The organism is Petropleomorpha daqingensis (assembly GCF_013408985.1).
Taxonomy (GTDB): domain Bacteria; phylum Actinomycetota; class Actinomycetes; order Mycobacteriales; family Geodermatophilaceae; genus Petropleomorpha; species Petropleomorpha daqingensis.
The window spans coordinates 1-24,245 of record NZ_JACBZT010000001.1; the positions used below are offsets into that span (position 1 = coordinate 1).

A 24,245-nucleotide genomic window follows, 5' to 3' on the forward strand; every position below is an offset into this window, starting at 1 on the left:
CCGTCACCGAGGTGTGGGTCGGGCGCAAGCTCGCCGAGCTGGAGTCGGCCTCCGGCGCCCGCGCCGCGTGGCTGGTCCGCTTCGGCGAGGCCCAGCTGCCCTCGCCGAGCACGGTGCTGCAGGACGGCGACCACCTGGTCGTGGCCGTGACCGACGCGATCGCCTCCCGCGTGCACGACATCGTCGAGCGGGGCGCCGAGGGAGGGCACGCCTGATGCGCGTCACCATTGCCGGCGCCGGCGCCGTGGGCCGGTCGATCGCCGGGGAGCTGCTGGCCAACGGGCACAGCGTCATGCTCATCGAGAAGGACGGCCGCAAGGTCCGCACCCGCGCGGTGCCGGGCGCGGAGTGGGTGCAGGCCGACGCCTGCGAGGTGACCTCGCTGGAGGAGGCGCAGCTCGCCACCTCCGACGTCGCGATCGCCGCCACCGGTGACGACAAGGCCAACCTGGTCTTCGCCCTGCTGGCCAAGACGGAGTTCGCGGTCAACCGCGTGGTGGCCCGGGTCAAGGAGCCGCGCAACGAGTGGCTCTACACCGAGGCGTGGGGGGTCGACGTCGCCGTCTCGACGCCGCGGGTGATCGCGGCCCTGGTCGAGGAGGCGGTCACCGTCGGCGACGTCGTCCGGCTGATGAGCTTCCGCAAGGGTGCGGCGAACCTGGTGGAGATCACCCTCGCCGAGGACACCCCGTGGGTCGGCAAGCCGCTGCGCGAGGTGCCGCTGCCGCGGGAGACGGTGCTCACCGCGATCCTGCGCGGCGAGCGGGTGATCACGCCCTCCCCCGACGAGCCCCTGGAGTCCGGCGACGAGCTGCTGTTCGTGGCGCACGCCGAGGTCGAGGAGCAGCTGCAGGCCGTGCTCGCCCCCGGGACCGCCGGCGCCCTCTGAGCCCGACAAAGCGCGTTCTCGCGGACCTGAGCCGGTCGAGCGTCTCCTGAGCCGCGCCGTGGCCCGGCTCCAGAGACGGCGGCGCGGCTCCACCGGCGTCGGGCCGCGTGCTCGACCTCGCGAGGTCAGGCGGCGGGTGCCTCGCCGGGGGGTTCCTCGGCGGCCTCGGCCTGCGCCGGCTCGGGGCAGCGGTGCCGGTGCAGCCGGGCCACCACCCACAGGGTGACCAGCAGTTCGACGGCGGTGATCGGCAGGCCGAGCACGAGCGAGGCGGTGCCGAGCAGCTCGACGTCGTTGCGCTGGTACAGCAGCCCTTGGACGGCGACCCGCAGCAGGAACGTCAGCCCCCAGAGCGCGGTCAGCCAGCTGTAAGCGCGCAGCATGCGCCGGTCGGCCCGCCAGTGCTGCTCGGGCGCCGGGTCCTCGGAACGGCCGTCCGTCGCCTCGTCGGGCTCCGCCCGGTGGTGCAGGGTCGCGCTGACCTGGTCGATGCGCCGGCGCAGCCCGGGCAGCCGGTGCGAGGCCATCGCGCCGAGGTGGCTGGGCGCCAGGAACTCCGCGATGACGCCGACCAGCGGCCAGCGGAAGGCGATCGACCCCAGCAGGACGACGCCGATCGCGGCGTTGCGCAGGATGCCGACCACGAAGAAGTCGCGGGCCTGCCCGGAGGCCGCGGCGATGGCGACCGCGATCCCGACGCCGATCAGGCCGCTGATGCCCTGCTGGACGCTCTCCCGGCGGACGATCCGCAGCAGGAAGACCAGGACGGCCACGCCCAGGGCGGTCCAGATGCCGACCTTCAGCCCGCCGACGGCGTTGGCGACGATGAACGCGACCGTGGGCAGCGTCGCGTCGAGCATGCCCCGCCAGCCGCCGAGCTGGTCGAGCACGAGGTGCCGGTCGAAGGTCAGCATCGAGCCGCCCGGCTCGCGGTCCTCGGGCTCGTCCACCGGCGTTCCCCCCACCCCGGTCACCGCCTGTCGGCCGTCACCCGGCGCCCAGCTCGTACCAGGGGTTGTACATGACCTGCTTGCCGTCGAACGCGGCGAAGCGCCCCCGGGCGGTGAGCGTGCGGCCCGGCTCGATGCCGGGGATGCGGCGGCGACCCAGCCAGACGAGCGTCACCGAGCCCGACCCGTCGAACAGCTCGGCCTCGAGCGTGGGCACGGTCTCGCGCGGCGTGTAGACGACGGACTTCAGCCGGCCGGTCACGGTGACGACCTTGCCCTTGCGGCACATGCTCACCGGCTCGCAGCCGGCGCTGGCCGCCTCGGCGCGGAGCTCCTCCGCGTCGATCTGGTGGTCGTCGGCGGTCAGGCGCTCCAGCGTGCGGGAGAACCATCCACGCGACTTGGCTTCGGTCACGGTTCGAGGGTAATCCGCTTGACACCCTCGGTACGCCGTTCGCCCACCCAATCGAGGGCGATCCGCCATGCCGCGCCTGTGGGGTCGATCACGCTCATGTGGTCGCCCGGGACGACCCGCACCTCGACGGCGTCCCCTGCGGCCGCGGCGACCTGCGCGTAGCGCTCGCTCTGGCTCACCGGGACCGTGTCGTCGGCGGCGCCGTGCACGCACAGCACCGCGGCGCCGGTCGGCAGCAGCCGGACCGGGTCGGCCGAGGGCACGTCGGCCGGGTCGGTGCCGAGGAAGCCCCGCACCGCGCCGTTCCCGAGCCCCTGCTCGTCGGCCAGGCCCAGGTCGAGGACGCCGGCCTGCAGCACCGCGGCGGTCACCCGGACCCGCGGGCCGGCGCCCGGCGCGCCCGCCGGCAGCCGGCTCCGCCCGGCCGCCCACGCGGCGAGGTGACCGCCGGCGGAGTGGCCGATCACCACCACCTCGGCCAGGTCGAGCCGACCGGGCGCCAGCTCGGGCAGGGTGTCGAGCGCGGCCGCGACGTCGGCGCAGGTCTGCGGCCAGCCGCCGCCGTTCCCGACCCGCCGGTACTCCACGGCGACCGCGGCCCAGCCCGCGGCGGCCAGCTCGGCGGCGAGCGGCCGGGCCAGCTCCACCCCGTACGCCGCTCGCCAGAACCCGCCGTGCAGGACGACGGCCACCGGCGCCGGCCCCTCCCCCTCCGGCAGGGTCAGCTCGAGGAACTGGGCGGGGTCGGGACCGTAGGCGACGACCTCAGGCATCGCGCGGCTGCTGGCCGGCCGCCTCCTGCTGCGCGGCGATCTGCGCCGCCAGGTCGGCGGGCAGGGTCATCGGCAGCTGCTCGCGCACCGGCATGGGCTCGTTGCCGCGGACGACGACGATCTCGCGGAACGCCTCCTCCAGGTCCTCGGCGCCCGCGCCGCCCTCGCCGGCCGGGCCGCTGAGCATGCCGCGCAGGAACCACCGCGGGCCGTCGACGCCGAGGAAGCGCGCCGGGCGGCGCACCGGCTTCGGCTGCTGCCCCGGCTGCGCCGGCTGCTGCACGGTCACGGTGCCGGCCAGCTCGGTCCCGAAGGGGCCCTCGGTCTCCTTGAGCGAGGCTCCCTGGCCGGACGCGCTGGTGGCCAGGTCGTTGCGGACGTCGTCCCAGATGCCACCGGCCCGGGGGGCGGCGAACGCCGACACCGACAGGGTCGACTCCCCGGCACGCAGGGTCGCGCCGATCACCTTCTGCTGCTGGTTGACGTCGACCCGCAGCTCCATGCCGGCGATCACCGGCAGCCGCATCGAGCCGAGGTCGATGCGCTGAACGCCGTCGTCGGGGGCGTCGGCCTCGTCATAGGGCCCGCTGGTCTCCAGCCGCTCGCGCTCGCGGTGCTGCGGCTCGGGCGGGACCCCGCGCTCGCGCAGGCTGCGGTCGATCCGGTTGCGCCGCCGTCCCAAAGGCATGTCAGTTCCGCCCCTCGGTCGATGCCCCGGCCAGCTCGCCGTGGCCGCCGGTGGAGCCGTGGCCGCCCTCGCCGCGGTCGCTGCCGGGCAGCTCGTCGACGGGGACGAACCGGGCGCGCACCACCGGCTGCACCACCAGCTGGGCGACCCGGTCACCGCGGCGCAGCGTGAGCGGCGTCGTGGGGTCGAGGTTGATCAGGTTGACCTTGATCTCGCCGCGGTAGCCCGCGTCGATCGTGCCCGGCGCGTTGACCAGGCTCAGGCCGAGCCGGTGGGCCAGCCCTGAGCGCGGGTGCACGAACCCGGCGTAGCCCTCGGGGATCGCGACGGCCACGCCGGTCCCGACCAGGGCGCGCTGCAGCGGGGCCAGCTCGACGTCCTCGGCGACGGCGAGATCGGCGCCGGCGTCGCCGGGCAGGGCGTACCGGGGCGCGGTCGCGTCCGGCGAGCTGAGGAGGACGGGGACGTCGACCTCGGGGAGAGAGGGCTCGGGCACGCCGCCGACCCTAGCCGCGCCCCTCCCGGCCGGTGCGGAGGTCGGTCAGCACCCGGCGGGCCAGGTTCTCGGTGGCCCTGCGGTTGCCCCGCCCGGCCACGGCGGCGCCCAGCAGGAACGGTGCGGCGACCGGGAGGCCGCGGGCCAGCCGGCGGCCCATCCGCCGGCTCAGGGAGCGCAGTCCGGCCGCCGTCAGGGCGGTGATCATCGCGGGCCGGCCCGAGCCGTCCACCGCGCGCTGCTCCGACCAGCTGGCCAGGTAGGCGGAGGCGGGCGCCGGCCGGCCCTCGAGCTCGTGCAGCTCGCCGAGCAGCGCGACCTCGACCGCGGCGACGAGCACCGTCTCCGCGCCGAGCTCGAGCGGCAGGGCGAGCAGGGACGGCGCCGCGAACCACTGGACGGCCGCCATGCCGCCCGTGGCCGCGCCGACGGCGGCGGTCAGCCGGGCGCTGCGGGCGATCAGCGCCTCTGCGATCTCGGCATCGTCCAGTCCGGGGTAGGCGGCGCGCAGCCGGTCCCGGTCGCGGATCGGCAGCCGCGGCGCGGCGGCGGAGAGCAGGTCGCCCAAGAAGGCCCCGGGCGTGCGACCACCCGTGTCGGCACCGGGCGTCGGGTCGGCCTCGCGCCGCTCCCGCCAGGCGGTCGCGGCGCCGGCCACGGCGCCCAGGACGTCCTTGAGCCCGCTGGCGGCGGACGGGGCGTCGTCGGTGCCCGGCGAGGTGCCGAGCAGCCCCCCGACGGCGTCGGCCACCGCCCTCGCGGCGCGCGAGAGCGGGGTCGTCTCCTCGGGTTCGGTCGCGGGCGCGCGCACGGGGCGCGGCGGGGGGACGTCCCTCGCCGCGCCCGTGCGCGGGTTCCCGTCGGTCACGACGGGATCAGGCAGCGCAGTCCCGGCAGTACATCTGGTCGCCGCGGGTGGCGGCCAGACGGCTGCGGTGCTGCACCAGGAAGCAGCGCGAGCAGGTGAACTCGTCCTCCTGCTTGGGCAGCACGCGGACGGTGAGCTCCTCGTTCGACAGGTCGGCGCCGGGGAGCTCGAGGTTCTCGTTGAAGTCGGTCTCGTCGACGTCGACCGATGCGGACTGCGCCTCGGCGCGACGGGCCTTGAGCTCCTCGAGCGAGTCCTCGCCCAGCTCGTCGGCCTCGCTCCGCCGTGGGGCGTCGTAGTCGGTGGCCATGGGGTGTGCCCCTCCTCCGGGGTTGCTCGCGGGCGTCCTGCCCGCGTTCGTCTGACGGCGGCGGGGGTGCCCGCCGTCCTGGCCGGCCGCCCGAGAGCGGCCGGAGGTCTGGTGCCGGATCCCCATCGCTGGGTCCCCGGCGGGTCCTGCTCTCCGGTCTCGCACCGTGCCCTTCGGCGGTCGAGGGGCGTTCGGTTGCGAGACCGGCAGCCCCCCAACGCCGCGAGGCCCCCGTTTGTGCCCGGCGCTGGATCGCCCACACCTCGGGGCCCGGGACGGGTCGGAGGGGTGGGGAGCGCCAGAGGTTACCCTGCCGCCGTGTCGACTCCTGTGGGTGCTGATCCAGCCGTCGTCGGGCCCTATCTCGCCACCGTGCTCGGGGACGAGAAGTGGCGCCAGGTCTCCGTCGCGCTCATCGCTGCGGGCATGTCGAATCTCACCTACACGGTCACCCCGGCAGGGGGTTCACCCGACGAGGCGGTGATCCTCCGCCGGCCCCCGACCGGCGCCGTCCTCGCCACCGCGCACGACATGGCGCGCGAGTACACGGTGATCACCGCGCTCGGCCCGACCGACGTCCCGGTGCCGCGCACCCTGCACCTCTGCGACGACCCGGCCGTGCTCGGTGCGCCGTTCTACGTGATGGAGCGGGTCGAGGGGGTGCACATCGTCAAGGACATCCCCGCCGGGTACGCCGACGCCCCCGAGCAGCGCCGGGCGATCGGCGAGGGGCTGGTCGACGTCCTGGCCGACCTGCACGGCGTCGACTACGCGACGGTCGGGCTGGGCGAGTTCGGCCGGCCCGAGGGGTTCCTGGCCCGCCAGGTGCGCCGGTGGGCCAAGCAGTGGGACGCCACCCGCGACCGCGACCGGCCGGGCATGGACGCGCTCGGGGCCCGGCTGGCCGAGACCGTGCCGACGACGCAGCGCGACGCCGTCGTCCACGGGGACTACCGGCTCGACAACTGCCTGCTCGACCCGGGCGTCCCCGGGCGGATCCGCGCCGTCCTCGACTGGGAGATGTCCACCCTCGGCGACCCGCTCGCCGACCTCGCGCTGCTGCTCGTCTACTGGCCGCAGCCCGGTGAGGACCTCCCGGCGACCCAGAGCACGGTGACCGCGCTGCCCGGCTTCCCGAGCCGCGAGCAGGTCGCCGAGCGGTACGCCGTGCGCACCGGGCTCGACCTGTCCGGCATCAGCTGGTACGTGGGGTTCGCCTACTTCAAGTTCGCCGCGATCGTGGCCGGCATCGTCGCGCGCTCGGCGGCCGGGGCGATGGCGGGCAAGGACACGTCCGGCTACGCAGACCGCATCGACCCGTGCGTGGAGTTGGGACGCGCCGCTCTGGACCACGGTGCGATCTAGCCCGCTTCCGCGGCCCTAGACTCCCGCCGACCATCAGCGAGGAGGCAGGCGTTGACGAGCGGTGTGGGTGAACGAACGGACCGGCCACCGGTCCGGGCGCGCAGTGGACGGCGTCCGCTGCCGCCGATCATCTTCCTGCTCGTCCTGGCCATCGCCGCTCTCGGCGTGTGGTGGAACGTCTTCCGTGCCGACTCCGAGCACCAGGCCGACGTGAAGGCCGCGTGCAGCACCGCCTCGGCCGCGGCGCCGTCGCTGGACCCGACCACGGTGCACCTGCGGGTGCGCAACGCCACCGACACCCAGGGCCTGGCCAGCCAGGCCGCGCAGGCCCTGCAGGCGCTCGGGTTCGTGGTCGACCAGACCGACAACGACGACAGCGGCCGCGAGGTGAAGGGCGTCGGCGAGATCCGCTTCGGCCCGCGCGGCGCCGACACCGCCCGGTTCGTCGGGCTCTACATCCCCAAGGCGACGCTGTACCAGGACACCCGGGCGACCGCGGTCGTCGACGTCGTCATCGGGCCGGACTTCGACCCGACGAACAGCGTGGCCACCGCCGAGGACGCCGCAGGGGCGCTGGCCGCGGGAGCGAGCGCCGCCGCCGCCTGTTGAAGGACCACCCTTCCCCCACGCCTCGCACGCTCGGCGCGGGTCCCTGAAGGGCGGCCAGGTGTGTCAGCTGGCGTGCAGACGTTGCAGTAGGGCTACGAACGGCTCGGCCACGGACGGCGCGGCGGCGATGCCCAGCGGCCGGCCGAAGGGGTGGCCGGGTAGCCCGGTGACGACGGCACCGGCCTCGGCGGCCACCAGGGAGCCGGCCGACCAGTCCCACGGGTTGAGGTGCGCCTCGTAGTAGGCGTCCACCCGACCGGCCGCCACGTTGCACAGGTCCAGCGCCGCCGAGCCGATGCGGCGGATGTCACGGACCTCCGGCAGCAGCCGCGCCACGATCGCGCCCTGGGCCTGCCGCTGCTCGGCGCGGTAGCCGAAGCCGGTGGCGACCAGCGTCTGCTCCAGCGACGCCGGCGCCGAGCACCGCAGGGGTGCCGGTTCCCGCCCGGGCGACGAGACGTGCGCGCCACCGCCCAGCGTCGCCGTGAACAGCTCCCCCGTCGCGACGTTCAGCACGGCGCCGGCCACCACGCGGCCGTCGACCTCCGCGGCGATCGACACCGCGTAGGCGGGCACGCCGTAGACGAAGTTGGTCGTGCCGTCGATCGGGTCGACGACCCAGCGGACCCCGGTCGTGCCGGGTCGCTCGCCGCCCTCCTCCCCCAGCAGACCGTCGTCCGGGCGGGCGCCGAGGAGCCGGCCGATGACGAGGTCCTCGCTGGCCCGGTCGACGGCGGTCACCAGGTCCACCGCGCTGGACTTCACGTCGACGTCGTCGCCCGCCGTCGCCCGGCCGCGCGCCACCAGGTCGGCCGCCTCGCGGGCCGTGGCCACCGCCAGGTCAAGCAGCTCGGAGGCGGTCGGGCGGGCGTCGGGCGAGGAGGTCACAGGTGCGATCCTGCCCGAGCGGCGGCCGTCGCCGTTCCGGCTGTCGCCCCGATCACTACGCTGACGCCGTGGCGCACGGCTTCGGAGTGGACATCGGCGGCAGCGGGATCAAGGGCTGCCCGGTCGATCTGGACAAGGGCGAGCTGATCGGCGACCGCGTGCGGATCGAGACGCCGCAACCGTCGATGCCCGACGCGGTCTGCGACGTCGTCGCCCAGGTGGTGGCCGCCTTCGACTGGCAACACCGGATCGGCGTGACCTTCCCCGGCGTGATGAAGCACGGGGCGGCCTACACCGCGGCCAACGTCGACAAGAGCTGGATCGGCACGAACCTCGCCGAGGGGGTCGCCTCGCGCATCCCCGGCAAGCACGTGCAGACGCTCAACGACGCCGACGCGGCCGGCATCGCCGAGGTGCGCTACGGCGCGGGCCGCGACCGCGACGGCGTCGTCCTCATGCTCACGTTCGGCACCGGCATCGGCAGCGCGCTGTTCGTCGACGGCAACCTCGTGCCCAACACCGAGTTCGGTCACATCCAGGTCGACGGTGAGGACGGCGAGCGGCGCGCCTCGGCCGCGGTGAAGGACCGCGAGGAGCTCAGCTACCCCGAGTGGGCCAAGCGCGTCGACCGCTACCTCGACGTCCTCGAGACCAGCCTCTGGCCCGATCTGATCATCGTCGGCGGCGGGGTGAGCAAGAAGTCGGAGAAGTGGGTGCCGCTGCTGACCACCCGCACCGAGGTGGTGCCGGCGCAGCTGCTCAACGACGCCGGGATCGTCGGCGCGGCGCTGGCCGCGCACGAGCACATCGGCCAATAACGCCCCCTCCTGGCGAGGGAGTCCGTCGGGAACGGTGGAAACGCCGTTGTCGGTCGTTACAATGGGAGAGCCCCACCCCGTCGTCCGCCAGCCGGGAGGGATCCCCCGCTCGTCCGTCGGTCAAACGCCGCGGTCGCCTGCCTGGGGTTCTCCCGCCGCGCGCACGTCGGTGGGGGCCGCTGCCCGGGGCCCAGACGGACCTCCGGGGAACGACCCAGCACGGGAAGGAACCTGAGTGCCCGCCGACAAGCCAGCACCGGAAGCAGCCTCCGCGAGCACCAGGGCTCGCACCAGGACGGTTGCCGCCGGTACCCGGGCCCCTCGGGCCACCGCAGCGGTTCCCCAGGAGGCAGCTCCGAAGGCCACTGCAGCGGCGTCGAAGAAGAAGGCACCCGCCAAGGCGGGCGCACGCAGCAAGCCCAGCATCGCCCCCTCCCCCGGCACCGAGGGCGGCGCCGTCCTCACCGCTGTCGCCGACCCGGCCACCGGTGAGGCCCCCGAGGGCCTGGCCCTCGACGAGGCGGTCGTCGCCGGTACCGACGGCGTCGTCGACGGTCCCGCCGACGGCGAGGTCGCCGCGGCCGCCGGGGAGGAGGAGGAAGCCTCCGCCGACTTCGAGTGGGACGACGAGGAGGAGTCCGAGGCGCTGCGGCAGGCCCGCAAGGACGCCGAGCTCACCGCCTCGGCCGACTCGGTCCGCGCCTACCTCAAGCAGATCGGCAAGGTCGCGCTGCTCAACGCGGAGGAGGAGGTCGACCTCGCCAAGCGGATCGAGGCCGGGCTCTACGCCGCCGAGCGGCTGCGCCAGGTCGAGGAGGAGGGCCAGAAGCTCTCCCCGCAGATGCGCCGCGACCTCAACTGGATCGTCCGCGACGGCGAGCGGGCCAAGAACCACCTGCTCGAGGCCAACCTGCGGCTCGTGGTCTCCCTCGCCAAGCGCTACACCGGCCGCGGCATGGCCTTCCTGGACCTGATCCAGGAGGGCAACCTCGGTCTGATCCGCGCGGTCGAGAAGTTCGACTACACCAAGGGCTACAAGTTCTCCACCTACGCCACGTGGTGGATCCGGCAGGCGATCACCCGCGCCATGGCCGACCAGGCCCGCACCATCCGCATCCCGGTGCACATGGTCGAGGTCATCAACAAGCTCGGCCGCATCCAGCGCGAGCTGCTCCAGGACCTGGGCCGCGAGCCCACCCCGGAGGAGCTGGCCAAGGAGATGGACATCACCCCGGACAAGGTGCTGGAGATCCAGCAGTACGCCCGGGAGCCGATCAGCCTCGACCAGACCATCGGCGACGAGGGCGACAGCCAGCTCGGCGACTTCATCGAGGACTCCGAGGCAGTCGTCGCGGTCGACGCGGTCAGCTTCACCCTCATGCAGGACCAGCTGACCAGCGTGCTGCAGACCCTCTCCGAGCGGGAGGCCGGCGTCGTCCGGCTGCGCTTCGGCCTCACCGACGGCCAGCCGCGCACCCTCGACGAGATCGGCCAGGTCTACGGCGTCACGCGTGAGCGGATCCGGCAGATCGAGTCGAAGACGATGTCCAAGCTGCGCCACCCGAGCCGCTCCCAGGTGCTGCGCGACTACCTGGACTGAGCCACCACAGCACGCGACGAGGGCCCGGACCGCTGCGGCGGCCGGGCCCTCGTCGTGTGACCACCTTCACTCCTTCGAGGCGGGCCTCGGGGGCGCCGCTGTCGCCACCTGGGAAGTCGTTGGATTGCGGGTTGGTCACGATCTCACCCGTCCGCGCTATGCCGGTCGTGTACGCGTCGAAGACCCGGGTAAGCCGCGTACCGTGGGAGAGGCAAAGCAAGCAGCGGACCCACACCGGCCGGAGGCCGGACCAGCACAACAGCACCACCGTGTAACAGCACGACACCAGTGATGTCCCCTGCTCCTCGTCCCACCTCCCGTCCCAGTTCTCCCGGTCTTCCCGACCACGGCGAGTCCGGAGAGCAAATGGGAGGGAACGGGAATCGCGGGGTCCATCCTGGCGCTGTGCAGGAGGCCGATCCGCGTTCGCGGGTCCGTGCGGTAGAGAGCGAGTGATGACCCGATGACCGAGACGCTGATGACGACCCCGACCACTGACGACCTGGTCGTGCCGTTCCACTGTGACCGCTGTGGCGCGTTGGCCAAGGTGCGTGTCGTGCTCGCCAACGGGAGTGACCTGGTCTTCTGCGGTCACCACGCCCGTGAGTACGAGGACAAGTTGCGTGACATCGCCGTCGACATCATCGACACTGACGGTGAGCAGCGCATCACAACGTGAGAGAGGCGCTATCTTGGCGCCGCAATGAAGCTCTCTCCCGACGATGCCGCCGCGTTCCCTCATCCCGAGGGGCCGGCGGCTCCGTCGTTTCCGGGGACGCCCGGTCGACGGCGACCCGAGGACTCCCCGATGCCCCAGCAGACCCGCGACGGACAGGACTCCGTCCAGGCCGCACCCGACGAGACCACCCGCCTGGCGGGTGGTCCGTCCGCCGCTCCGCCACCGGCGACCGGCACCCACGGGCAGTCCGCCCGGCACGGCCAGCCGCCGGCACCCGCCGCGGCCGCCCCGGCCGGTGAGGTCGACGACACCGAGTTCGACGACACGCGGCCGGTCTCCCGGGAGTGGCTGAAGACCACGCCCGAGACCGCGCCGGAGAACGCGCCCCGGACCGCGCCGGAGCAGCCGGCCGCCGAGGAGTGGACCACCCAGGAGCTGCCGGGCTCCGACGCGGCACCCGCAGCGCCCGAGCACCCCACCGCCGACGAGACGACCGTCCTGCCGGCGGCCGTCGGCTCCGACGACGACGACACCCCCGAGCCGCCCACGGGCGAGGACGACGACGTCACCGGCGGCGACGACGGCGGTCCCCGGCGCCCGTGGTGGCGCCGTCCCGCCGTCCTGGCCCCCGCCGCCGCGGTGGTCGTGCTGGGCGGTGCCTACGGGGTCGACCTGCTGCTGTCCTCCGGCGACATCCCGCGGCACACGGTCGTGGCCGGTGTCGAGATCGGTGGCCTCTCCCCCGCCGACGCCGCGCGCACCCTCGAGAAGGAGCTCGGCCCTCAGGTGAGCGCCGACCACACCGTGGTCGCCGGCGAGTTCTCCACGACGCTCACCCCCGCCACCGCGGGGATCACGCTGGACGTCGACGCCACCGTCGACGCCAGCGACGACCAGCCGCTCAACCCCTGGACCCGGCTGACCTCGTTCTTCGGCGACCGCACGGTCGAGCCGGTGCTGAGGACCGACGAGACCGCGCTCGACGCGCAGCTCGACGCGATCGCGGCCCAGGTCGACGTCGCGCCGGTCGAGGCCTCCATCGCCCTCGACGGCACCACTCCCTCGCTGGTCGCGCCCGCCGACGGCGCGACCCTGGACCGCAAGGCCGCGACCGAGGCGATCACGGGCGCGCTGGCCTCCGGCGCCGACCCGGCCGACCCGATCCGGCTGCCGATCGAGGTGGCCCACCCGCACGTGGCCGCCGACGAGGCGCAGCGGGTCCTCGACGAGACCGTCACCCCCGCGCTGGCCGCTCCGGTGACCCTGGTCAGCGACGACGGCGCGACCTCGGTCGAGATCCCCGCCGACGCGATCGCCGCGTCCCTGACGTTCACGCCGCAGGACGACGGCGAGCTCGCGGTCGCCCTCGACCCGGCCAAGCTGCAGGCCGCGCTCGGCGAGCAGCTCGGTGAGTTCGGCGCCCCGGCGAAGGACGCCACCTTCGAGGTGCACGGCGACTCCGTCGCGGTCGTCCCCTCGGTCGACGGCACCGGCGTCGACCCGGCTGCGCTGGCCGAGCAGATGATGGGCGTCCTGACGACCCCGGCGCCGCGCACGGTCACCGCGCAGCTCGGTCCCGTGCCGGCCGCCTTCACCACCGAGCAGGCGCAGTCGCTCGGCATCGTCGAGAAGGTCAGCAGCTTCACCACGAACTTCCAGATGACGCCCAGCGCGACCAACATCCGCGTCATCGCCGAGAAGGTCGACGGCGCGCTGGTCAAGCCGGGCGAGACGTTCAGCCTCAACGACTTCACCGGACCGCGCGGCACCGCACAGGGTTACGTCCCGGCCAACGTGATCGAGGGCGGCCAGCTGACCAAGGCGGTCGGCGGTGGCATCAGCCAGTTCGCCACCACGATGTACAACGCCGTGTTCTTCGCCGGCCTCGAGGACATCCACCACAAGACGCACAGCTTCTACATCAGCCGCTACCCGGCCGGTCGCGAGGCCACCGTCTTCGACGGGGTCATCGACCTGGTGTGGAAGAACGACTCCGACACCGGGATCTACGTGCAGACCCGCTGGGCCTCCGGCGGCTCCATCACGGTCACCTTCTGGGGCACCCGGCACTACGACATCGAGTCGGTCAGCAGCGACCGGCGCAACGTCACCGACCCGTCGGTGCAGGACAAGGTGGACGACGGCACCTGCATCCCGCAGTCGGGCGCGCAGGGCTTCGACATCACCGTGACCCGCATCTGGAAGGACCTCGACACCGGCGCGGAGATCCGCCGCGAGAGCAAGAACACGCACTACATCCCCGAGGCGATCATCCACTGCATCCCGGCACCGGCCGACCCGGCGGCTCCGGCCGGGACGACGCCCCCGCCCGGCACCACCCCCGGCGGACGGCGGCCCGGCGGCCGGCGCACGACCTGAGGCGTCCCTCCGGCGGGGGAAGCGACCCGCCGGAGGACGGCCGCACCGGCTCTGCGGCGGAGGGCCGCGTGCACACTGGGCTCATGAGTGCGGTCCTGCCCAGCGGCTCCCCGGCGCGCGCCGGCGACGAGCCCGGGCCGGACGACGACGACACGGGCCGACCGGTCCCCGAGCAGGCGGTCGAGCCCGTCGCCACCGAAGCGGCCGAGCCCGCGCCGGCCGAGTCCACCGGGGCCACCGGCTCCACCCGCTCCGACACCGCCGACACCGGACGCCTGGCCGGGAAGCCCGCGTGGGTGCGCGTGCCGCTGCAGGTCGCCGGGCGGACGGTGGCCAAGGCCTGGTCCGACCGGATCCTCGGGCTCTCGGCCGAGGCGTCGTTCTGGGTGATCCTGTCGGTGCCGCCGCTGCTCATCGGGCTGCTCGGCTCGCTCGGCTACGTCGGCCAGGTGATCGGCGCGGCGTCGGTGTCGGAGATCGAGGACAAGCTGCTGTCCGCCTCCGCGGAGGTGCTCACGCCCGACGTCGTCGACTCGCTGGTGAAGCCCACGCTGACCGACATCCTCGGCTCGGGGCGGCTGGACATCGTCAGCGTCGGCTTCGTGCTCTCGCTGTGGGCGGGCTCGTCGGCCACCGCCACCTTCATCAACACCGCGGTGATCGCCTACGACCAGCGCGACGTGCGCGGGCCCATCGCCACCCGCCTGCTGGCCCTGTGGCTGTTCGTCGTCGGGCTGGTCATCGCCGTGCTGACCCTGCCGCTGCTGGTGCTCGGCCGCGAGGTGCTGGTCGACCTGCTGCCGCAGAGCTGGCGGGCGGTGGCCACGCTGCTGATCAACGCGGTCTACTGGCCGATGGTGGTGATCGGGCTGCTCCTGGCGCTGACCAGCTTCTACCACGTGATGCTGCCCCGCCGGCTGCCGTGGCGGCGGCACCTGCCCGGGGCCGTGCTGGCGATCGTGTTCTTCCTCGTCGCGGCGACCATCCTGCGCGCCTACGTGGCCGACATCCTCACCACCGCGCTGCCCTACGGGGCGCTGGCCACCCCGATCGCGGCCCTGCTCTTCTCGTTCTTCTTCGCGATGGCGGTGCTGCTCGGCGCCGAGCTCAACGCGACCATCCAGGCCCGGTGGCCGGCGCCGCTGCGCCGCCACGCAGGGCGCCGGCGGCGTCGCCGGGCGGCCAAGCTGGAGTCCGAGGCCCGCAAGCTGGGCCTCGACCCCGAGGGCTGAGCGCTACTTCCGCAGCGACTCGTAGATCTCCTTGCACGCCGGGCAGACCGGGCTGCCGGGCTTCGGTGACTTGGTGACCGGGAAGACCTCGCCGCACAGCGCCTGCACCAGCGTGCCCATGACCGCGCTCTCGGCGATCTTGTTCTTCTTCACGTAGTGGAACATCTCGGGCGGCTGGTCGGTGTCCTGGTCGCGGACGTCCGGCTTCTCGAGGATGTCGGTGCTCGTCACGGTGCCTCCCTGCGGGCGCGTCTGTCGTCGACCTCCATGATGGCAGCGTGCAACCCTCTCCCCCTGTTCCCGCCTCCGACGTCTCGCCCGAGGTGGTGCTCTCCCCCGAGGTCGCCGACGCGCTGACCACCGGCCGGCCTGTGGTCGCCCTCGAGAGCACCCTGCTCGCCCACGGCCTGCCCCGCCCGGACAACCGCAAGGCCGCCGACGACGTCGAGGGCGCGGTCCGCCGCGGCGGCGCGGTGCCCGCGACGATCGCCGTCCTGGACGGCGTGCCGCACGTCGGGCTGACCGCCGACGAGGTGGACCGCGTCTGCGGCGACCCGGACCTCGCCAAGCTCAGCGTGCGCGACCTGCCCGTCGCCGCCGCCCTCGGCCTGTCCGGCGCCACGACGGTGTCGAGCACCTCGCTGCTGGCCGCGCGCGCGGGGATCGAGGTGTTCGCCACCGGCGGCCTGGGCGGGGTGCACCGGCACGCCTCGGAGACCTTCGACGAGTCCGCCGACCTCGGCGCGCTGGCCCGCACGCCGATCGTCGTCGTCTGCGCCGGGGTCAAGTCGATCCTCGACGTCCCGGCGACCCTGGAGCGGCTGGAGTCGCTGTCGGTGACCGTCGTCGGCTACGGGACGACGACCTTCCCCGGCTTCTACGTCACCGACTCCGGCTCGTCGCTGGACTGGTCGGTGGCCGACCCCGAGCAGGCGGCCGCCGTCTTCGCCGCCCGGCGCGCGCTCACGCCCGGCGCGGTCGTCGTCGCCAACCCGCTGCCCACCGACCAGCAGCTCGACCCGGAGCTGCACGACCGCGTGCTCGCCGACGCGCTGGCCGCCGCCGAGGCCGCCGGGGTGCGCGGCAAGGCCGTGACGCCGTTCGTGCTCGACCACCTGCACCGGGCCAGCGGAGGCGCGACCCTCGAGGTCAACGTGAGGTTGGTGCTGCGCAACGCCGAGCTGGCCGGCCGGATCGCCGCCGCCCTGAGAGGCTGAGCATGCGGCCGGTGCTCGTCGTCGGCGACCTCGCCACCGACGTCGTCGCGGTGCTGGAGGGCGACCCGGCCCCGGGCTCGGACCGGCCCGCGGCGATCCGCACCCGAGGCGGCGGCGCCGGGGCGAACGTCGCGGTCCACCTGGCGCGGCTGGGGGTGCCGGTGCGGTTCGCCGGCTGCGTCGGCGACGACCCGGCCGGTGCCGCGCTCGTCGCGGAACTGGCCGCCGCGGGCGTGGAGCCCGTCGTCCGGACGGTGCCCGGCGCCGCCAGCGGCACGATCGTGAGCCTGGTCGAGCCCGGGGGGCAGCGCAGCATGCTCGCCGACCGGGGCGCCAACCTGTTCCTGCGTCCGGACGACGTGCCGCCGCTCGCGCCTGGCGCTCACCTGCACCTGTCGGGCTACACGCTGCTCGACGAGCGTCCCCGCGCGGCGGGCCTGGCCGCGCTCGCCGCCGCCGCGGCGGCCGGCGCCACGATCTCGGTCGACCCGGCGTCCACCGGGCCGCTGACCGCCTACGGGCCCGAGCGCTGGCTGGCCGACACCGCGCCGGCAACCCTCGTGCTGCCCAACGCCGACGAGGCGCGCTTGCTGACCGGCTGCGCCGACGCCGCCGACGCCGCGCGGGCGCTGGCCACCCGGCACCCCGCGGTGGCGGTCAGCCTCGGCCCCGACGGGGCGCTGTGGGCGGCCGGGACGGCGGTGGTGCACCGCCCCGCGCACGGGGCGACGGTGCTGGACACCACCGGCGCCGGCGACGCGTTCGCCGCCGGGCTGCTGTCGGTCTGGCTGGCCGGCGGCGACCCGGCCGCGGCGCTGGACGCCGGCCTGGGGCTGGCCGCACAGGTCGTGCGGCGGCCCGGGGCCCGTTAGCCGTCGATGACCTTGGCCTGCGGGTTCTCCAGCGTGCGGTCGGGCCGGGACTGGTAGCGGTTCACGTGCTGCCTGCTCTTCGGCGGCCCGTCGTTGGCCATCACGACCGCGATCCAGGGCAGGAACGTGCCCAGGACGGCGAGTGCCAGCACCAGCCAGACGATGTGCGTCGTGCTGTAGACGATCGCCGCCGTCACGATCGCCAGCGCGCGGATGCCCATCGTGATGACGTAGCGCCGCTTCCGCGCCGCGTGCTCCTCGAGCAGGCTCGGCTGGGCATCGGTGATCAGGATCGGCTCGGTCCTGCGGGAACGTGCGGGCTCAGAGTTCGAGGTCACGTCACCCTTCCCTCCGCCGGACCGGTCACGGATGCAGGTCGCCGCGGACGGACCGGCTCTGCGGCCCATCGTGCCACCGGATCCGGGCGCATGCAGGAGCCTGACAGCACGTTCTTGCGACCCGCTCAGGCGCCGGCGCGCGCCGTCTTCGCGGCCTGCTTCTGCTCCTGCTTGAAGCGGCGGACCTCGGCCAGCGACTCGGGCCCGGTGATGTCGGCGACCGACCGCCGCGACCCGTCCTCGCCGTAGGCACCTGCGGCCTCCCGCCAGCCGGGCGGGGTGACGCCGTACTGCTTGCCGAGCAGCGCGACGAAGATCTTCGACTTCTGCGCGCCGAAGCCGGGCAGCTCGCCGACCCGCTTCACGAGCGTCGCGCCGTCCGGGACGTCGGCCCAGAGGGTGTCCGCGCGGCCGTCGTAGCGCTCGACCAGCAGCCGGCACACCTCCTGGGTGCGGGCGGCCATCGAGCCGGGGTAGCGGTGCACCGCGGGCGGTCCCTGGAAGACCTTCGCGAGCTTCTCGGGGTCCTCGGCGGCGAGCGCGGCGGCATCGAGGGTGTCCACGCCGAGCCGGTCAGCGAGCAGCCGCGGGCCGGCGAACGCCCGCTCCATCGGGAACTGCTGGTCGAACAGCATGCCGAGCAGCAGCGCGAGCGGGTCGCGGCCGAGCAGCTCGTCGGCGGCGGCGTCCTGGGTGAGGGTCAGGGTCGGCACGACGGGAATCGTGCCTCATCGCCGAGGCGCGTGGCTGCTGACGTGGAGTTGACGGTGCACCGACGGGACCCGGCCAGCCTGGCCGGGTCCCGTTCGCACTCCCCCAGGAGGCAATCCCATGACTGTCAGCTCCTTGCACGCCCGGGCCTGCGCGCTGTTCGGCGGCCGTCTGCAGCTCGTCGGCACGCACGACTGGGACCGCCCGACCCCGTGCGCCGAGTGGGACGTGCGCGCGCTGGTGGGCCACGTCGTCGCCGAGGACCTGTGGACCCCGCCGCTGCTCGCCGGGCGGACCATCGCCGAGATCGGCGACCGGTTCGACGGCGACGTCTGCGGCCCGGACCCGGTCGCCGCCTTCGAGCGGGCAGCGGGCGAGGCGGTGGCCGCGGTCGGCGCACCCGGGGCGCTGACCCGGACGGTGCACCTCTCCTTCGGCGACGTCCCCGGGGAGGAGTACGCCTGGCAGCTCTTCGTCGACCACCTCGTGCACACCTGGGATCTCGCCCGGGCTCTGGAGGACGACGACCGCCTGCCCGCCGACCTCGTCGACGCGGCCGCCGCGTGGTTCGCCGAGCGCGAACCGGCCTACCGCTCCGCCGGGCTCGTCGGGCCGCGGATCCCCACCGCGGAGGGAGCCGGTCCTCAGACCCGGTTGCTCGCCGCGTTCGGCCGGGACGCCGGCGTGGTCACCCGGGCCTGAGCGGGCGCCACGTCCCCGCGCAGCCGGAGCGCGTGCTCGGCGGCCATGATCGTGGGCAGGTTGGTGTTGGCCGACGGGATGTCGGGCAGCACGGACGCGTCCACGACGGAGAGCCCCGCGACGTCGGGCACCCGGCACTCCGGATCGACGACGACGCCCATCGCGCACGTGCCGACCGGGTGGTGGTAGGTCCAGGCCCCGGCCTCGATCCAGGCGCCGACGTCGGCGTCGTCCAGCCGCGGCGTGAGCACCTGCCCACCGCTGAGCTCGCGGACCGCCGGGTCGGCGGCCACCCGCTCGGCCAGCCGGAAGCCCTCGACCAGTCGGGGCAGGTCGTCCGGGTGGGTGAAGTAGCCGAGGTCGACCTCGTCGGCGACCCGCCCCCGCGACCGCGGGCGCAGCAGCGCCGCGGCGAGGAAGAAGACGGCCGTCCCCGGTCCCGTCGGCAGCGGGCCGCCGCCGAACAGCTGCAGGTCCGGAGCCTCCGTGGCCGGATCGGACAGGGAGCTGTGCAGGGTGGCCGCCACCTGGAACACCGGCTGGTCGCAGGGCGGCCCGGCGTACGGCAGGTCGACGGCGATCGCCGGGTGGTCGACCAGGCCGGCCCCGATCCCGGGGTGGCGCAGCCCGGACCGGCGCAGCAGCGCCGGTGAGTGGTACGCGCCCGCGCTGACGACCACCTCACCGGCTCCGACGACGTCGGCACCGATCCGCACCCCGACCGCGCGGCCGTTCCGGACGACGACCTCGTCCACCGCGCAGTTGCCGCGGACCGTGAGGCCGCGCCGGTCGCGGGCCGGCTCGAGATGGGTGAGCGCGGTGCTCATCCGGCGCCCGCCGACGCAGTTGACCGGTGTCGGCCCCGCGCCGCAGGCGTACGGCGCGTTGTGGTCGGGCACCGCTCGCAGGCCGGCCCGCTGCAGGCCGCCCAGCAGCGCCTCCGCGACCGGCGACAGCTCCGGCCCCGCGTACCGGCGGATCGGCACCGGCCCGCCGTCGCCGTGCCACGCCCGGTCGCCGAAGTCCAGGTCGGTCTCCACCGCCACGAAGTCCGGCAGCACGTCGGCGAACGACCAGCCGGGGATGCCCCAGCCGTCGTAGTCGTGCGGTGAACCGCGCAGCGCGAACGCGGCGTTGACCGCGCCCGATCCGCCGATCACCTTGCCCCGCGGCAGCCGCAGCGCCCGCCCTCCGGTGCGCCCCGGCACCGCCCAGTCGTGACCGGAGGCGTCGGCGCCGCGCGTGCCGTCCGCCAGGTGGGCCGGCAGGTCAGCGGCCCGGTAGTCCGGGCCCGCCTCCAGCAGCAGGACCGTGCGGTCCCCCGCCTCGCTCAGCCGCGCGGCCAGCACGCACCCGGCCGATCCGCCGCCCACGATGATCACGTCGTAGCCGCTCATGAGAGCCCTCCCTGTCGAGGAGGGCAGCGTCGCGGGGACGTCGTCCGGCCACCATCAACGCAGCGTCAACCGCCTAACCGGGGACGGCCTCGCGACGGTGACGGTCCTTCTGGGGCGCCTCCAGCTCGAGCGCCGCCTTGACCGTGAGCAGCTGCCGCCGGTCCTCGTCGCTGACCACCGGGTAGCGGGGGTCGAGCTCGATGAGGGTGTGGGCGAGCACCGCGGACACGCAGATGCGGGCGAACCACTTGCGGTCCGCGGGGATCACGTACCAGGGCGCCCACGGCGTGCTGGTCGCCGAGAGCATCTCGGAGAACGCGTCCTGGTAGTCGTCCCAGAAGCGGCGCTCCTTCACGTCGTTCGCCGAGAACTTCCAGTTCTTCTCGGGGACGTCGATGCGGGCGAGGAAGCGCTCGAGCTGCTCCTCCTTGGACAGGTTCAGGAACAGCTTGACGACGGCGATCCCGTTGTCGGTGAGATAGCGCTCCCAGTCGTTGATCGCCCGGTAGCGGTGGCCCCAGACGCCGTGCCCCTTGGCCTTCGCGGGCAGCTTCTGCCGGTCCAGCAGCTCGGGGTGGACCCGGACCACCAGCACTTCTTCGTAGTGGGAGCGGTTGAAGATCACGATCTCCCCGCGGGCGGGCAGCCGCTGGGCGTACCGCCACAGGAAGTCGTGGTCGAGTTCCTCGGCCGAGGGCACCTTGAAGCCGTGCACGTGCACGCCCTGCGGGTTGACCCCGCTCATCACGTGGCGGATCGTGCCGTCCTTGCCCCCGGCGTCCAGGGACTGCAGGCAGACCAGCACGCCGTGCACGTCCTGCGCGGCCAGCCGGGCCTGGTAGTCCGCGAGGAGGGCGACGCCGGTCTGCAGCAGCTCCTTGCCGTCCTTCTTGTGCACGAAGTCGGCCTTGTACCGGGGGTCGAAGTCCTTGCCGAGACGCACCGTGCGCCCGGGCTCGACACGCAGCGGCGTGATGGCGTCCGCGATCCGCCGAGCTCTCTGGTCAGGCATGGCGGCACGGTCGCCCGTTCCGCTCCCCCGGGTCATCCCCCCTGGCGGATGACGGGGTTCGACCTGGATACGGTCCCTGCATGCCGCCGAGCGTCCGGGCCGAGCTGAGCTACCTGGACCCGCGCTCCGCCGTCCGGCGGCTGTTCATCGCGCGCGGAGCGTCCGTCGCGACCGAGGGCACCGAGCAGCACGTCGTCGCCGTCCGGGACGGCCGTGGCGTCCAGGACTCCTTCCGGCTCGACGTCCAGGGTTTCGAGATCGCCCAGCACCGCAGCGCCGTCGCCGACTTCACCGATCAGGTCGAGCTGGAGACCCGCTACGTCCCCGAGGTCTGCCGATTCGTGCAGGAGCGGCTGGGCGCCGATCTCGTCCTGTCCCGCGGGTGGGAGCTGCGCCGCTCGACCGCCCCGGGTGAGCACGGCGCGCAGCCGCCGGCCGCCGGGGTGCACGTCGACTACGCCCCGGAGCACGTCCCGGGCATGGTGGCGCGCGCCCACGCGCGGGCGTTCCCGGACGACCCCGGCTTCCGGCGTGCCGTCGTCACGAGCACGTGGCGGGTCTTCAGCCCGCCGCCCCAGGACTGGCCCCTGGCGTTGTGCGACTTCCGCACCCTCGCCGACGACGACGGCGCCCCGACCACCGCCTACTTCGTCGACGCGGTGCCGGACGACCCGTTCGGGCCGGTCGAGCACCTCAGGCCGGTCGGCAGCAGCTGGAAGATCCGCCACAACCCCGCGCACCAGTGGTGGTACTTCCCGGAGATGACCCGGGACGAGGTGCTGCTGATCAAGCTCGGTGACACCGACCGCAGCGTGGCGTGGGCCGCGCCGCACGCCGCGTTCCCGGACCCGACCGTGCACGGCGCCGTGCCGCGTTACAGCATCGAGTTCCGGACCTTCGCCTACTTCCGGTAGCTCGGCCCGTGGACGTCCGCCCCGGCCGCTCCCGTCCTTCTCCCCTGGTCGGCGCGCTGTCCGCCGCCCTAGCGTCGGGCCCGTGCCGAACCCGCCGCGTGACTACGCCGACCTGTTCCTCGCCCCCGTGGCGCTGGAGATCGACCAGCGGCTCGAGGACCTCGCCGGCCTCGACCGGGACGCGCTGCACCAGAGGGTGGTGCTGGCGACCAACAGCGAGGCCCGCGACCGCGCCGGCCGAGCCCACGACGTCGTCGGGAGCCTGACGCACGTGCTCGACCTGCACGGCTGGACCGCCGGGTGGGACGACCGGGGCATCCGGCTCGCGCACCACACGCACACGCTGGTGCTCGGCGTCCCCCGCAACGTCGTCGCGTACGTCGAGGAGCTCCCCGCCGGCTGATCCGGGGAGAATGCGCTGGTGCGCGCGGTGGTGAGCAGGGTCGGTACAGCCGCTGTAACGGTCGACGGGGCGGTGGTGGGCGAGATCGGCCACGGGCTGCTGTCACTGGTCGGCGCAGGTCGGGACGACGACGCCGACCGCGCGCGGGCGATCGCCCGCAAGATCCACGAGCTGCGCATCTTCCCCACCGACGACGGCGCGCGCTCGGCGGCCGATCTCGGGCTGCCGGTGCTCGTGGTGAGCCAGTTCACGCTCTACGCCGACACCCGGAAGGGACGCCGTCCGTCCTGGGACGGCGCGGCCCCGGCCGAGGAGGCCGAGCCCCTGATCGACGAGGTCGTGGCCGAGCTGCGCCGGCGCGGGGCGACGGTCGCCACGGGCGTGTTCCGGGCGTCCATGCAGGTCAGCTCGGTGAACCTGGGCCCGATGACGCTGCTGCTGGAGACCTGAGGAAGAAACCCGGCCGTCGCGACGTTGACCGCCGAATTACACGGGTATCACGCCCGTGACGGAACCTTCTGTGGTTTTGCTGTGATTCGCGTCCCGGCGGAACACAGAGGGCGGTACGCGCCGTTGGACTGGGCGTACCACACCGGAACGAGGAGCCAGGTACCGGCCCGGCGATCCCGGGTCCGGCACCGCGACGCGTGGATGCGTCGCGCCCGATGACAGACGCATCCGATCTGAAGGCAAGGACGAAGACACACCGTGACGCTGTTGCAGTCTTCCCCCAACGACACCCTCGAGGTGCGCTCGCCGCGCCGGGAGTCCGACACCACTGGACTGGTGTCGACCGACCTGGTGCGCGTGTACCTCAACACCATCGGCAAGACCGCGCTGCTCACCGCCGAGCAGGAGGTGGAGCTGGCCAAGCGCATCGAGGCCGGGCTCTACGCCGAGCGGCTGCTCAACGAGAAGAAGCTGACCCCTGCGCTGCAGCGGGACTACAAGGCCCTCGCCATCGACGGCAAGGCCGCCAAGCGGCACCTGCTGGAGGCCAACCTCCGCCTGGTCGTCTCGGTGGCCAAGCGCTACACCGGCCACGGCATGACGTTCCTGGACCTGATCCAGGAGGGCAACGTCGGCCTGATCCGCGCGGTGGAGAAGTTCGACTACACCAAGGGCTTCAAGTTCTCGACCTACGCGACGTGGTGGATCCGTCAGGCCATCACCCGCGCCATGGCCGACTCCGGGCGCACCATCCGGCTGCCCGTCCACCTGGCCGAGCAGGTCAACAAGGTGGTGCGCACCCGCCGTCGGATCCACCAGGAGCTGGAGCGGGAGCCCACCCCCGAGGAGCTCGGGCTCGAGCTGGACATGACCCCGGAGCGGATCACCGAGCTGCTGGAGTACAGCCGCGACCTGGTCAGCCTCGACCAGACGGTCGGCGCCGACGAGGAGTCCCGCCTCGGTGACTTCATCGAGGACGCCGACGCCGCTGTCGCCGAGGACGCCGTCGCCTTCCAGATGATGAAGGGCGACGTCCGCAAGGTGCTGGCCACGCTCGACGACCGGGAGCGCGACGTCGTCATCCTGCGGTTCGGCCTCGAGGGCAACCAGCCGCGGACGCTCGAGCAGATCGGCAAGCAGTTCGGCCTCTCCCGCGAGCGGGTGCGGCAGATCGAGCGCGAGACGATGGCGAAGCTGCGCGACCCGCAGCGCGCGGACGCCCTGCGCGACTACCTCGCCTGATCCCAGGCGCACCGGAAGAGCCGGGTCC

General features: G+C 73.9%; 29 protein-coding genes. 16 read left to right on the plus strand and 13 right to left on the minus strand.

Annotation, left to right across the window (positions count from 1 at the left end; translation table 11 throughout):
- Both GGQ55_RS00005 and GGQ55_RS00010 read left to right on the plus strand, forming a co-directional pair.
- Positions 1-215, plus strand: a 215-nt coding sequence (locus tag GGQ55_RS00005) for a TrkA C-terminal domain-containing protein (protein ID WP_179714524.1), incomplete at its 5' end; no start/stop codon positions are given.
- Entirely contained in the window at positions 215-889 is a 675-nt protein-coding gene (locus tag GGQ55_RS00010; RefSeq protein ID WP_179714525.1) for a potassium channel family protein, read from the plus strand. The genes GGQ55_RS00005 and GGQ55_RS00010, both read left to right, overlap by 1 nt.
- A 125-nt stretch (positions 890-1,014) precedes the next feature.
- Here the strand turns inward: GGQ55_RS00010 and GGQ55_RS00015 are convergent, their stop codons facing one another.
- Genes GGQ55_RS00015 through GGQ55_RS00045 form a run of 7 tightly spaced genes read right to left on the minus strand, consistent with a single transcriptional unit; the run spans position 1,015 to position 5,389 of the window.
- Positions 1,015-1,839 carry a DUF3159 domain-containing protein gene (locus tag GGQ55_RS00015; protein WP_366488453.1) on the minus strand — a complete coding sequence of 275 codons (825 nt, stop codon included), beginning with the start codon at positions 1,837-1,839 and terminating at the stop codon, positions 1,015-1,017.
- Between the two features lie 37 nt (positions 1,840-1,876).
- Positions 1,877-2,254, minus strand: a complete 378-nt coding sequence (locus GGQ55_RS00020) for an OB-fold nucleic acid binding domain-containing protein (protein ID WP_179714526.1) — start codon at positions 2,252-2,254, stop codon at positions 1,877-1,879.
- The gene (locus tag GGQ55_RS00025) at positions 2,251-3,027 is read right to left on the minus strand and encodes an alpha/beta hydrolase family protein (protein ID WP_179714527.1); all 777 of its coding nucleotides are present in this window, start codon (positions 3,025-3,027) and stop codon (positions 2,251-2,253) included. Before GGQ55_RS00025 ends, GGQ55_RS00020 begins: the two co-directional genes overlap by 4 nt.
- On the minus strand, positions 3,020-3,715 hold the full coding sequence (locus tag GGQ55_RS00030; RefSeq protein WP_179714528.1) for a DUF3710 domain-containing protein: 696 nt from the start codon (positions 3,713-3,715) through the stop codon (positions 3,020-3,022). Before GGQ55_RS00030 ends, GGQ55_RS00025 begins: the two co-directional genes overlap by 8 nt.
- A gap of 1 nt (position 3,716) precedes the next feature.
- The gene (dut, locus tag GGQ55_RS00035; RefSeq protein ID WP_179714529.1) at positions 3,717-4,211 is read right to left on the minus strand and encodes a dUTP diphosphatase; all 495 of its coding nucleotides are present in this window, start codon (positions 4,209-4,211) and stop codon (positions 3,717-3,719) included.
- Between the two features lie 10 nt (positions 4,212-4,221).
- Positions 4,222-5,079, minus strand: a complete 858-nt coding sequence (locus GGQ55_RS00040; protein ID WP_179714530.1) for a hypothetical protein — start codon at positions 5,077-5,079, stop codon at positions 4,222-4,224.
- 7 nt (positions 5,080-5,086) lie between these two features.
- Positions 5,087-5,389, minus strand: coding sequence for a DUF4193 domain-containing protein (locus tag GGQ55_RS00045; RefSeq protein ID WP_179714531.1), 303 nt, complete (start codon positions 5,387-5,389; stop codon positions 5,087-5,089).
- A 318-nt stretch (positions 5,390-5,707) separates the two neighbouring features.
- Between GGQ55_RS00045 and GGQ55_RS00050 the strand changes: the two genes are divergently transcribed.
- Together GGQ55_RS00050 and GGQ55_RS00055 are read left to right on the plus strand one after the other, a co-directional pair.
- A complete protein-coding gene (locus GGQ55_RS00050) occupies positions 5,708-6,754 on the plus strand; it encodes a phosphotransferase family protein (protein WP_179714532.1) in 1,047 nt (348 codons plus the stop codon).
- A 63-nt stretch (positions 6,755-6,817) separates the two neighbouring features.
- Positions 6,818-7,363, plus strand: a complete 546-nt coding sequence (locus tag GGQ55_RS00055) for a LytR C-terminal domain-containing protein (RefSeq protein WP_179714533.1) — start codon at positions 6,818-6,820, stop codon at positions 7,361-7,363.
- 63 nt (positions 7,364-7,426) lie between these two features.
- Here the strand turns inward: GGQ55_RS00055 and GGQ55_RS00060 are convergent, their stop codons facing one another.
- Positions 7,427-8,251: an inositol monophosphatase family protein gene (locus GGQ55_RS00060; RefSeq protein WP_179714534.1), complete on the minus strand. Its 825-nt coding sequence runs from the start codon at positions 8,249-8,251 to the stop codon at positions 7,427-7,429.
- 68 nt (positions 8,252-8,319) lie between these two features.
- On the opposite strand from GGQ55_RS00060, the gene ppgK reads away from it, so the two are divergent.
- The 5 genes from ppgK (at position 8,320) to GGQ55_RS00085 (ending at position 14,959) form a co-directional block, all read left to right on the plus strand.
- Complete coding sequence (gene ppgK / locus GGQ55_RS00065; RefSeq protein ID WP_179714535.1) at positions 8,320-9,069, plus strand: polyphosphate--glucose phosphotransferase; 750 nt, start codon at positions 8,320-8,322, stop codon at positions 9,067-9,069.
- A 235-nt stretch (positions 9,070-9,304) separates the two neighbouring features.
- Positions 9,305-10,669 carry an RNA polymerase sigma factor gene (locus GGQ55_RS00070; RefSeq protein WP_179714536.1) on the plus strand — a complete coding sequence of 455 codons (1,365 nt, stop codon included), beginning with the start codon at positions 9,305-9,307 and terminating at the stop codon, positions 10,667-10,669.
- A 463-nt stretch (positions 10,670-11,132) separates the two neighbouring features.
- Complete coding sequence (locus GGQ55_RS00075; protein WP_179714537.1) at positions 11,133-11,348, plus strand: DUF7455 domain-containing protein; 216 nt, start codon at positions 11,133-11,135, stop codon at positions 11,346-11,348.
- A gap of 129 nt (positions 11,349-11,477) precedes the next feature.
- Positions 11,478-13,727 (plus strand): VanW family protein, encoded by a 2,250-nt coding sequence (locus GGQ55_RS00080; protein ID WP_179714538.1) that lies wholly within the window; start codon positions 11,478-11,480, stop codon positions 13,725-13,727.
- Positions 13,728-13,810: 83 nt separating this feature from the next.
- Positions 13,811-14,959 (plus strand): YihY/virulence factor BrkB family protein, encoded by a 1,149-nt coding sequence (locus tag GGQ55_RS00085; protein ID WP_179714539.1) that lies wholly within the window; start codon positions 13,811-13,813, stop codon positions 14,957-14,959.
- A 3-nt stretch (positions 14,960-14,962) separates the two neighbouring features.
- On the opposite strand, the gene GGQ55_RS00090 is transcribed toward GGQ55_RS00085, so the two are convergent.
- On the minus strand, positions 14,963-15,190 hold the full coding sequence (locus GGQ55_RS00090) for a DUF3039 domain-containing protein (RefSeq protein ID WP_179714540.1): 228 nt from the start codon (positions 15,188-15,190) through the stop codon (positions 14,963-14,965).
- A 47-nt stretch (positions 15,191-15,237) separates the two neighbouring features.
- Between GGQ55_RS00090 and GGQ55_RS00095 the strand changes: the two genes are divergently transcribed.
- Positions 15,238-16,176 (plus strand): pseudouridine-5'-phosphate glycosidase, encoded by a 939-nt coding sequence (locus GGQ55_RS00095; protein ID WP_179714541.1) that lies wholly within the window; start codon positions 15,238-15,240, stop codon positions 16,174-16,176.
- A gap of 2 nt (positions 16,177-16,178) precedes the next feature.
- Positions 16,179-17,048, plus strand: coding sequence for a carbohydrate kinase family protein (locus tag GGQ55_RS00100; protein ID WP_179714542.1), 870 nt, complete (start codon positions 16,179-16,181; stop codon positions 17,046-17,048).
- Here the strand turns inward: GGQ55_RS00100 and GGQ55_RS00105 are convergent.
- Both GGQ55_RS00105 and GGQ55_RS00110 read right to left on the minus strand, forming a co-directional pair.
- Complete coding sequence (locus tag GGQ55_RS00105) at positions 17,045-17,386, minus strand: DUF3099 domain-containing protein (protein WP_179714543.1); 342 nt, start codon at positions 17,384-17,386, stop codon at positions 17,045-17,047. The genes GGQ55_RS00100 and GGQ55_RS00105 overlap by 4 nt on opposite strands.
- Positions 17,387-17,511: 125 nt before the next feature.
- Complete coding sequence (locus GGQ55_RS00110; protein ID WP_179714544.1) at positions 17,512-18,099, minus strand: HhH-GPD-type base excision DNA repair protein; 588 nt, start codon at positions 18,097-18,099, stop codon at positions 17,512-17,514.
- Between the two features lie 118 nt (positions 18,100-18,217).
- Between GGQ55_RS00110 and GGQ55_RS00115 the strand changes: the two genes are divergently transcribed.
- A complete protein-coding gene (locus GGQ55_RS00115; protein WP_179714545.1) occupies positions 18,218-18,799 on the plus strand; it encodes a TIGR03086 family metal-binding protein in 582 nt (193 codons plus the stop codon).
- Here the strand turns inward: GGQ55_RS00115 and GGQ55_RS00120 are convergent.
- The gene (locus GGQ55_RS00120) at positions 18,742-20,196 is read right to left on the minus strand and encodes a GMC family oxidoreductase (protein ID WP_179714546.1); all 1,455 of its coding nucleotides are present in this window, start codon (positions 20,194-20,196) and stop codon (positions 18,742-18,744) included. The two genes, GGQ55_RS00115 and GGQ55_RS00120, sit on opposite strands and share 58 nt — an antisense overlap.
- A gap of 73 nt (positions 20,197-20,269) precedes the next feature.
- Entirely contained in the window at positions 20,270-21,208 is a 939-nt protein-coding gene (locus GGQ55_RS00125; RefSeq protein WP_179714547.1) for a polyphosphate kinase 2 family protein, read from the minus strand.
- Between the two features lie 80 nt (positions 21,209-21,288).
- On the opposite strand from GGQ55_RS00125, the gene GGQ55_RS00130 reads away from it, so the two are divergent.
- The 4 genes from GGQ55_RS00130 to sigB all read left to right on the plus strand — a co-directional run bounded on the left by GGQ55_RS00130 (position 21,289) and on the right by sigB (position 24,217).
- Positions 21,289-22,122, plus strand: a complete 834-nt coding sequence (locus GGQ55_RS00130) for a CmcJ/NvfI family oxidoreductase (protein ID WP_179714548.1) — start codon at positions 21,289-21,291, stop codon at positions 22,120-22,122.
- Between the two features lie 82 nt (positions 22,123-22,204).
- A complete protein-coding gene (locus GGQ55_RS00135; RefSeq protein WP_179714549.1) occupies positions 22,205-22,525 on the plus strand; it encodes a hypothetical protein in 321 nt (106 codons plus the stop codon).
- A gap of 18 nt (positions 22,526-22,543) precedes the next feature.
- Positions 22,544-22,975, plus strand: a complete 432-nt coding sequence (dtd, locus tag GGQ55_RS00140) for a D-aminoacyl-tRNA deacylase (protein ID WP_179714550.1) — start codon at positions 22,544-22,546, stop codon at positions 22,973-22,975.
- A 258-nt stretch (positions 22,976-23,233) separates the two neighbouring features.
- The gene (gene sigB, locus GGQ55_RS00145) at positions 23,234-24,217 is read left to right on the plus strand and encodes an RNA polymerase sigma factor SigB (protein WP_179714551.1); all 984 of its coding nucleotides are present in this window, start codon (positions 23,234-23,236) and stop codon (positions 24,215-24,217) included.
- Positions 24,218-24,245: the final 28 nt, after the last annotated feature.

Bases quoted from the DNA above. Each gene is read 5' to 3' on its own strand.
- GGQ55_RS00130 (WP_179714548.1), top strand. From the start codon at position 21,289: ATGCCGCCGAGCGTCCGGGCCGAGCTGAGCTACCTGGACCCGCGCTCC.
- GGQ55_RS00075 (WP_179714537.1), top strand. From the start codon at position 11,133: ATGACCGAGACGCTGATGACGACCCCGACCACTGACGACCTGGTCGTG.
- GGQ55_RS00025 (WP_179714527.1), bottom strand. From the start codon at position 3,027: ATGCCTGAGGTCGTCGCCTACGGTCCCGACCCCGCCCAGTTCCTCGAG.
- GGQ55_RS00100 (WP_179714542.1), top strand. From the start codon at position 16,179: ATGCGGCCGGTGCTCGTCGTCGGCGACCTCGCCACCGACGTCGTCGCG.
- GGQ55_RS00085 (WP_179714539.1), top strand. From the start codon at position 13,811: ATGAGTGCGGTCCTGCCCAGCGGCTCCCCGGCGCGCGCCGGCGACGAG.
- GGQ55_RS00080 (WP_179714538.1), top strand. From the start codon at position 11,478: ATGCCCCAGCAGACCCGCGACGGACAGGACTCCGTCCAGGCCGCACCC.
- GGQ55_RS00125 (WP_179714547.1), bottom strand. From the start codon at position 21,208: ATGCCTGACCAGAGAGCTCGGCGGATCGCGGACGCCATCACGCCGCTG.
- GGQ55_RS00115 (WP_179714545.1), top strand. From the start codon at position 18,218: ATGACTGTCAGCTCCTTGCACGCCCGGGCCTGCGCGCTGTTCGGCGGC.
- GGQ55_RS00120 (WP_179714546.1), bottom strand. From the start codon at position 20,196: ATGAGCGGCTACGACGTGATCATCGTGGGCGGCGGATCGGCCGGGTGC.
- GGQ55_RS00010 (WP_179714525.1), top strand. From the start codon at position 215: ATGCGCGTCACCATTGCCGGCGCCGGCGCCGTGGGCCGGTCGATCGCC.
- GGQ55_RS00045 (WP_179714531.1), bottom strand. From the start codon at position 5,389: ATGGCCACCGACTACGACGCCCCACGGCGGAGCGAGGCCGACGAGCTG.
- GGQ55_RS00030 (WP_179714528.1), bottom strand. From the start codon at position 3,715: ATGCCTTTGGGACGGCGGCGCAACCGGATCGACCGCAGCCTGCGCGAG.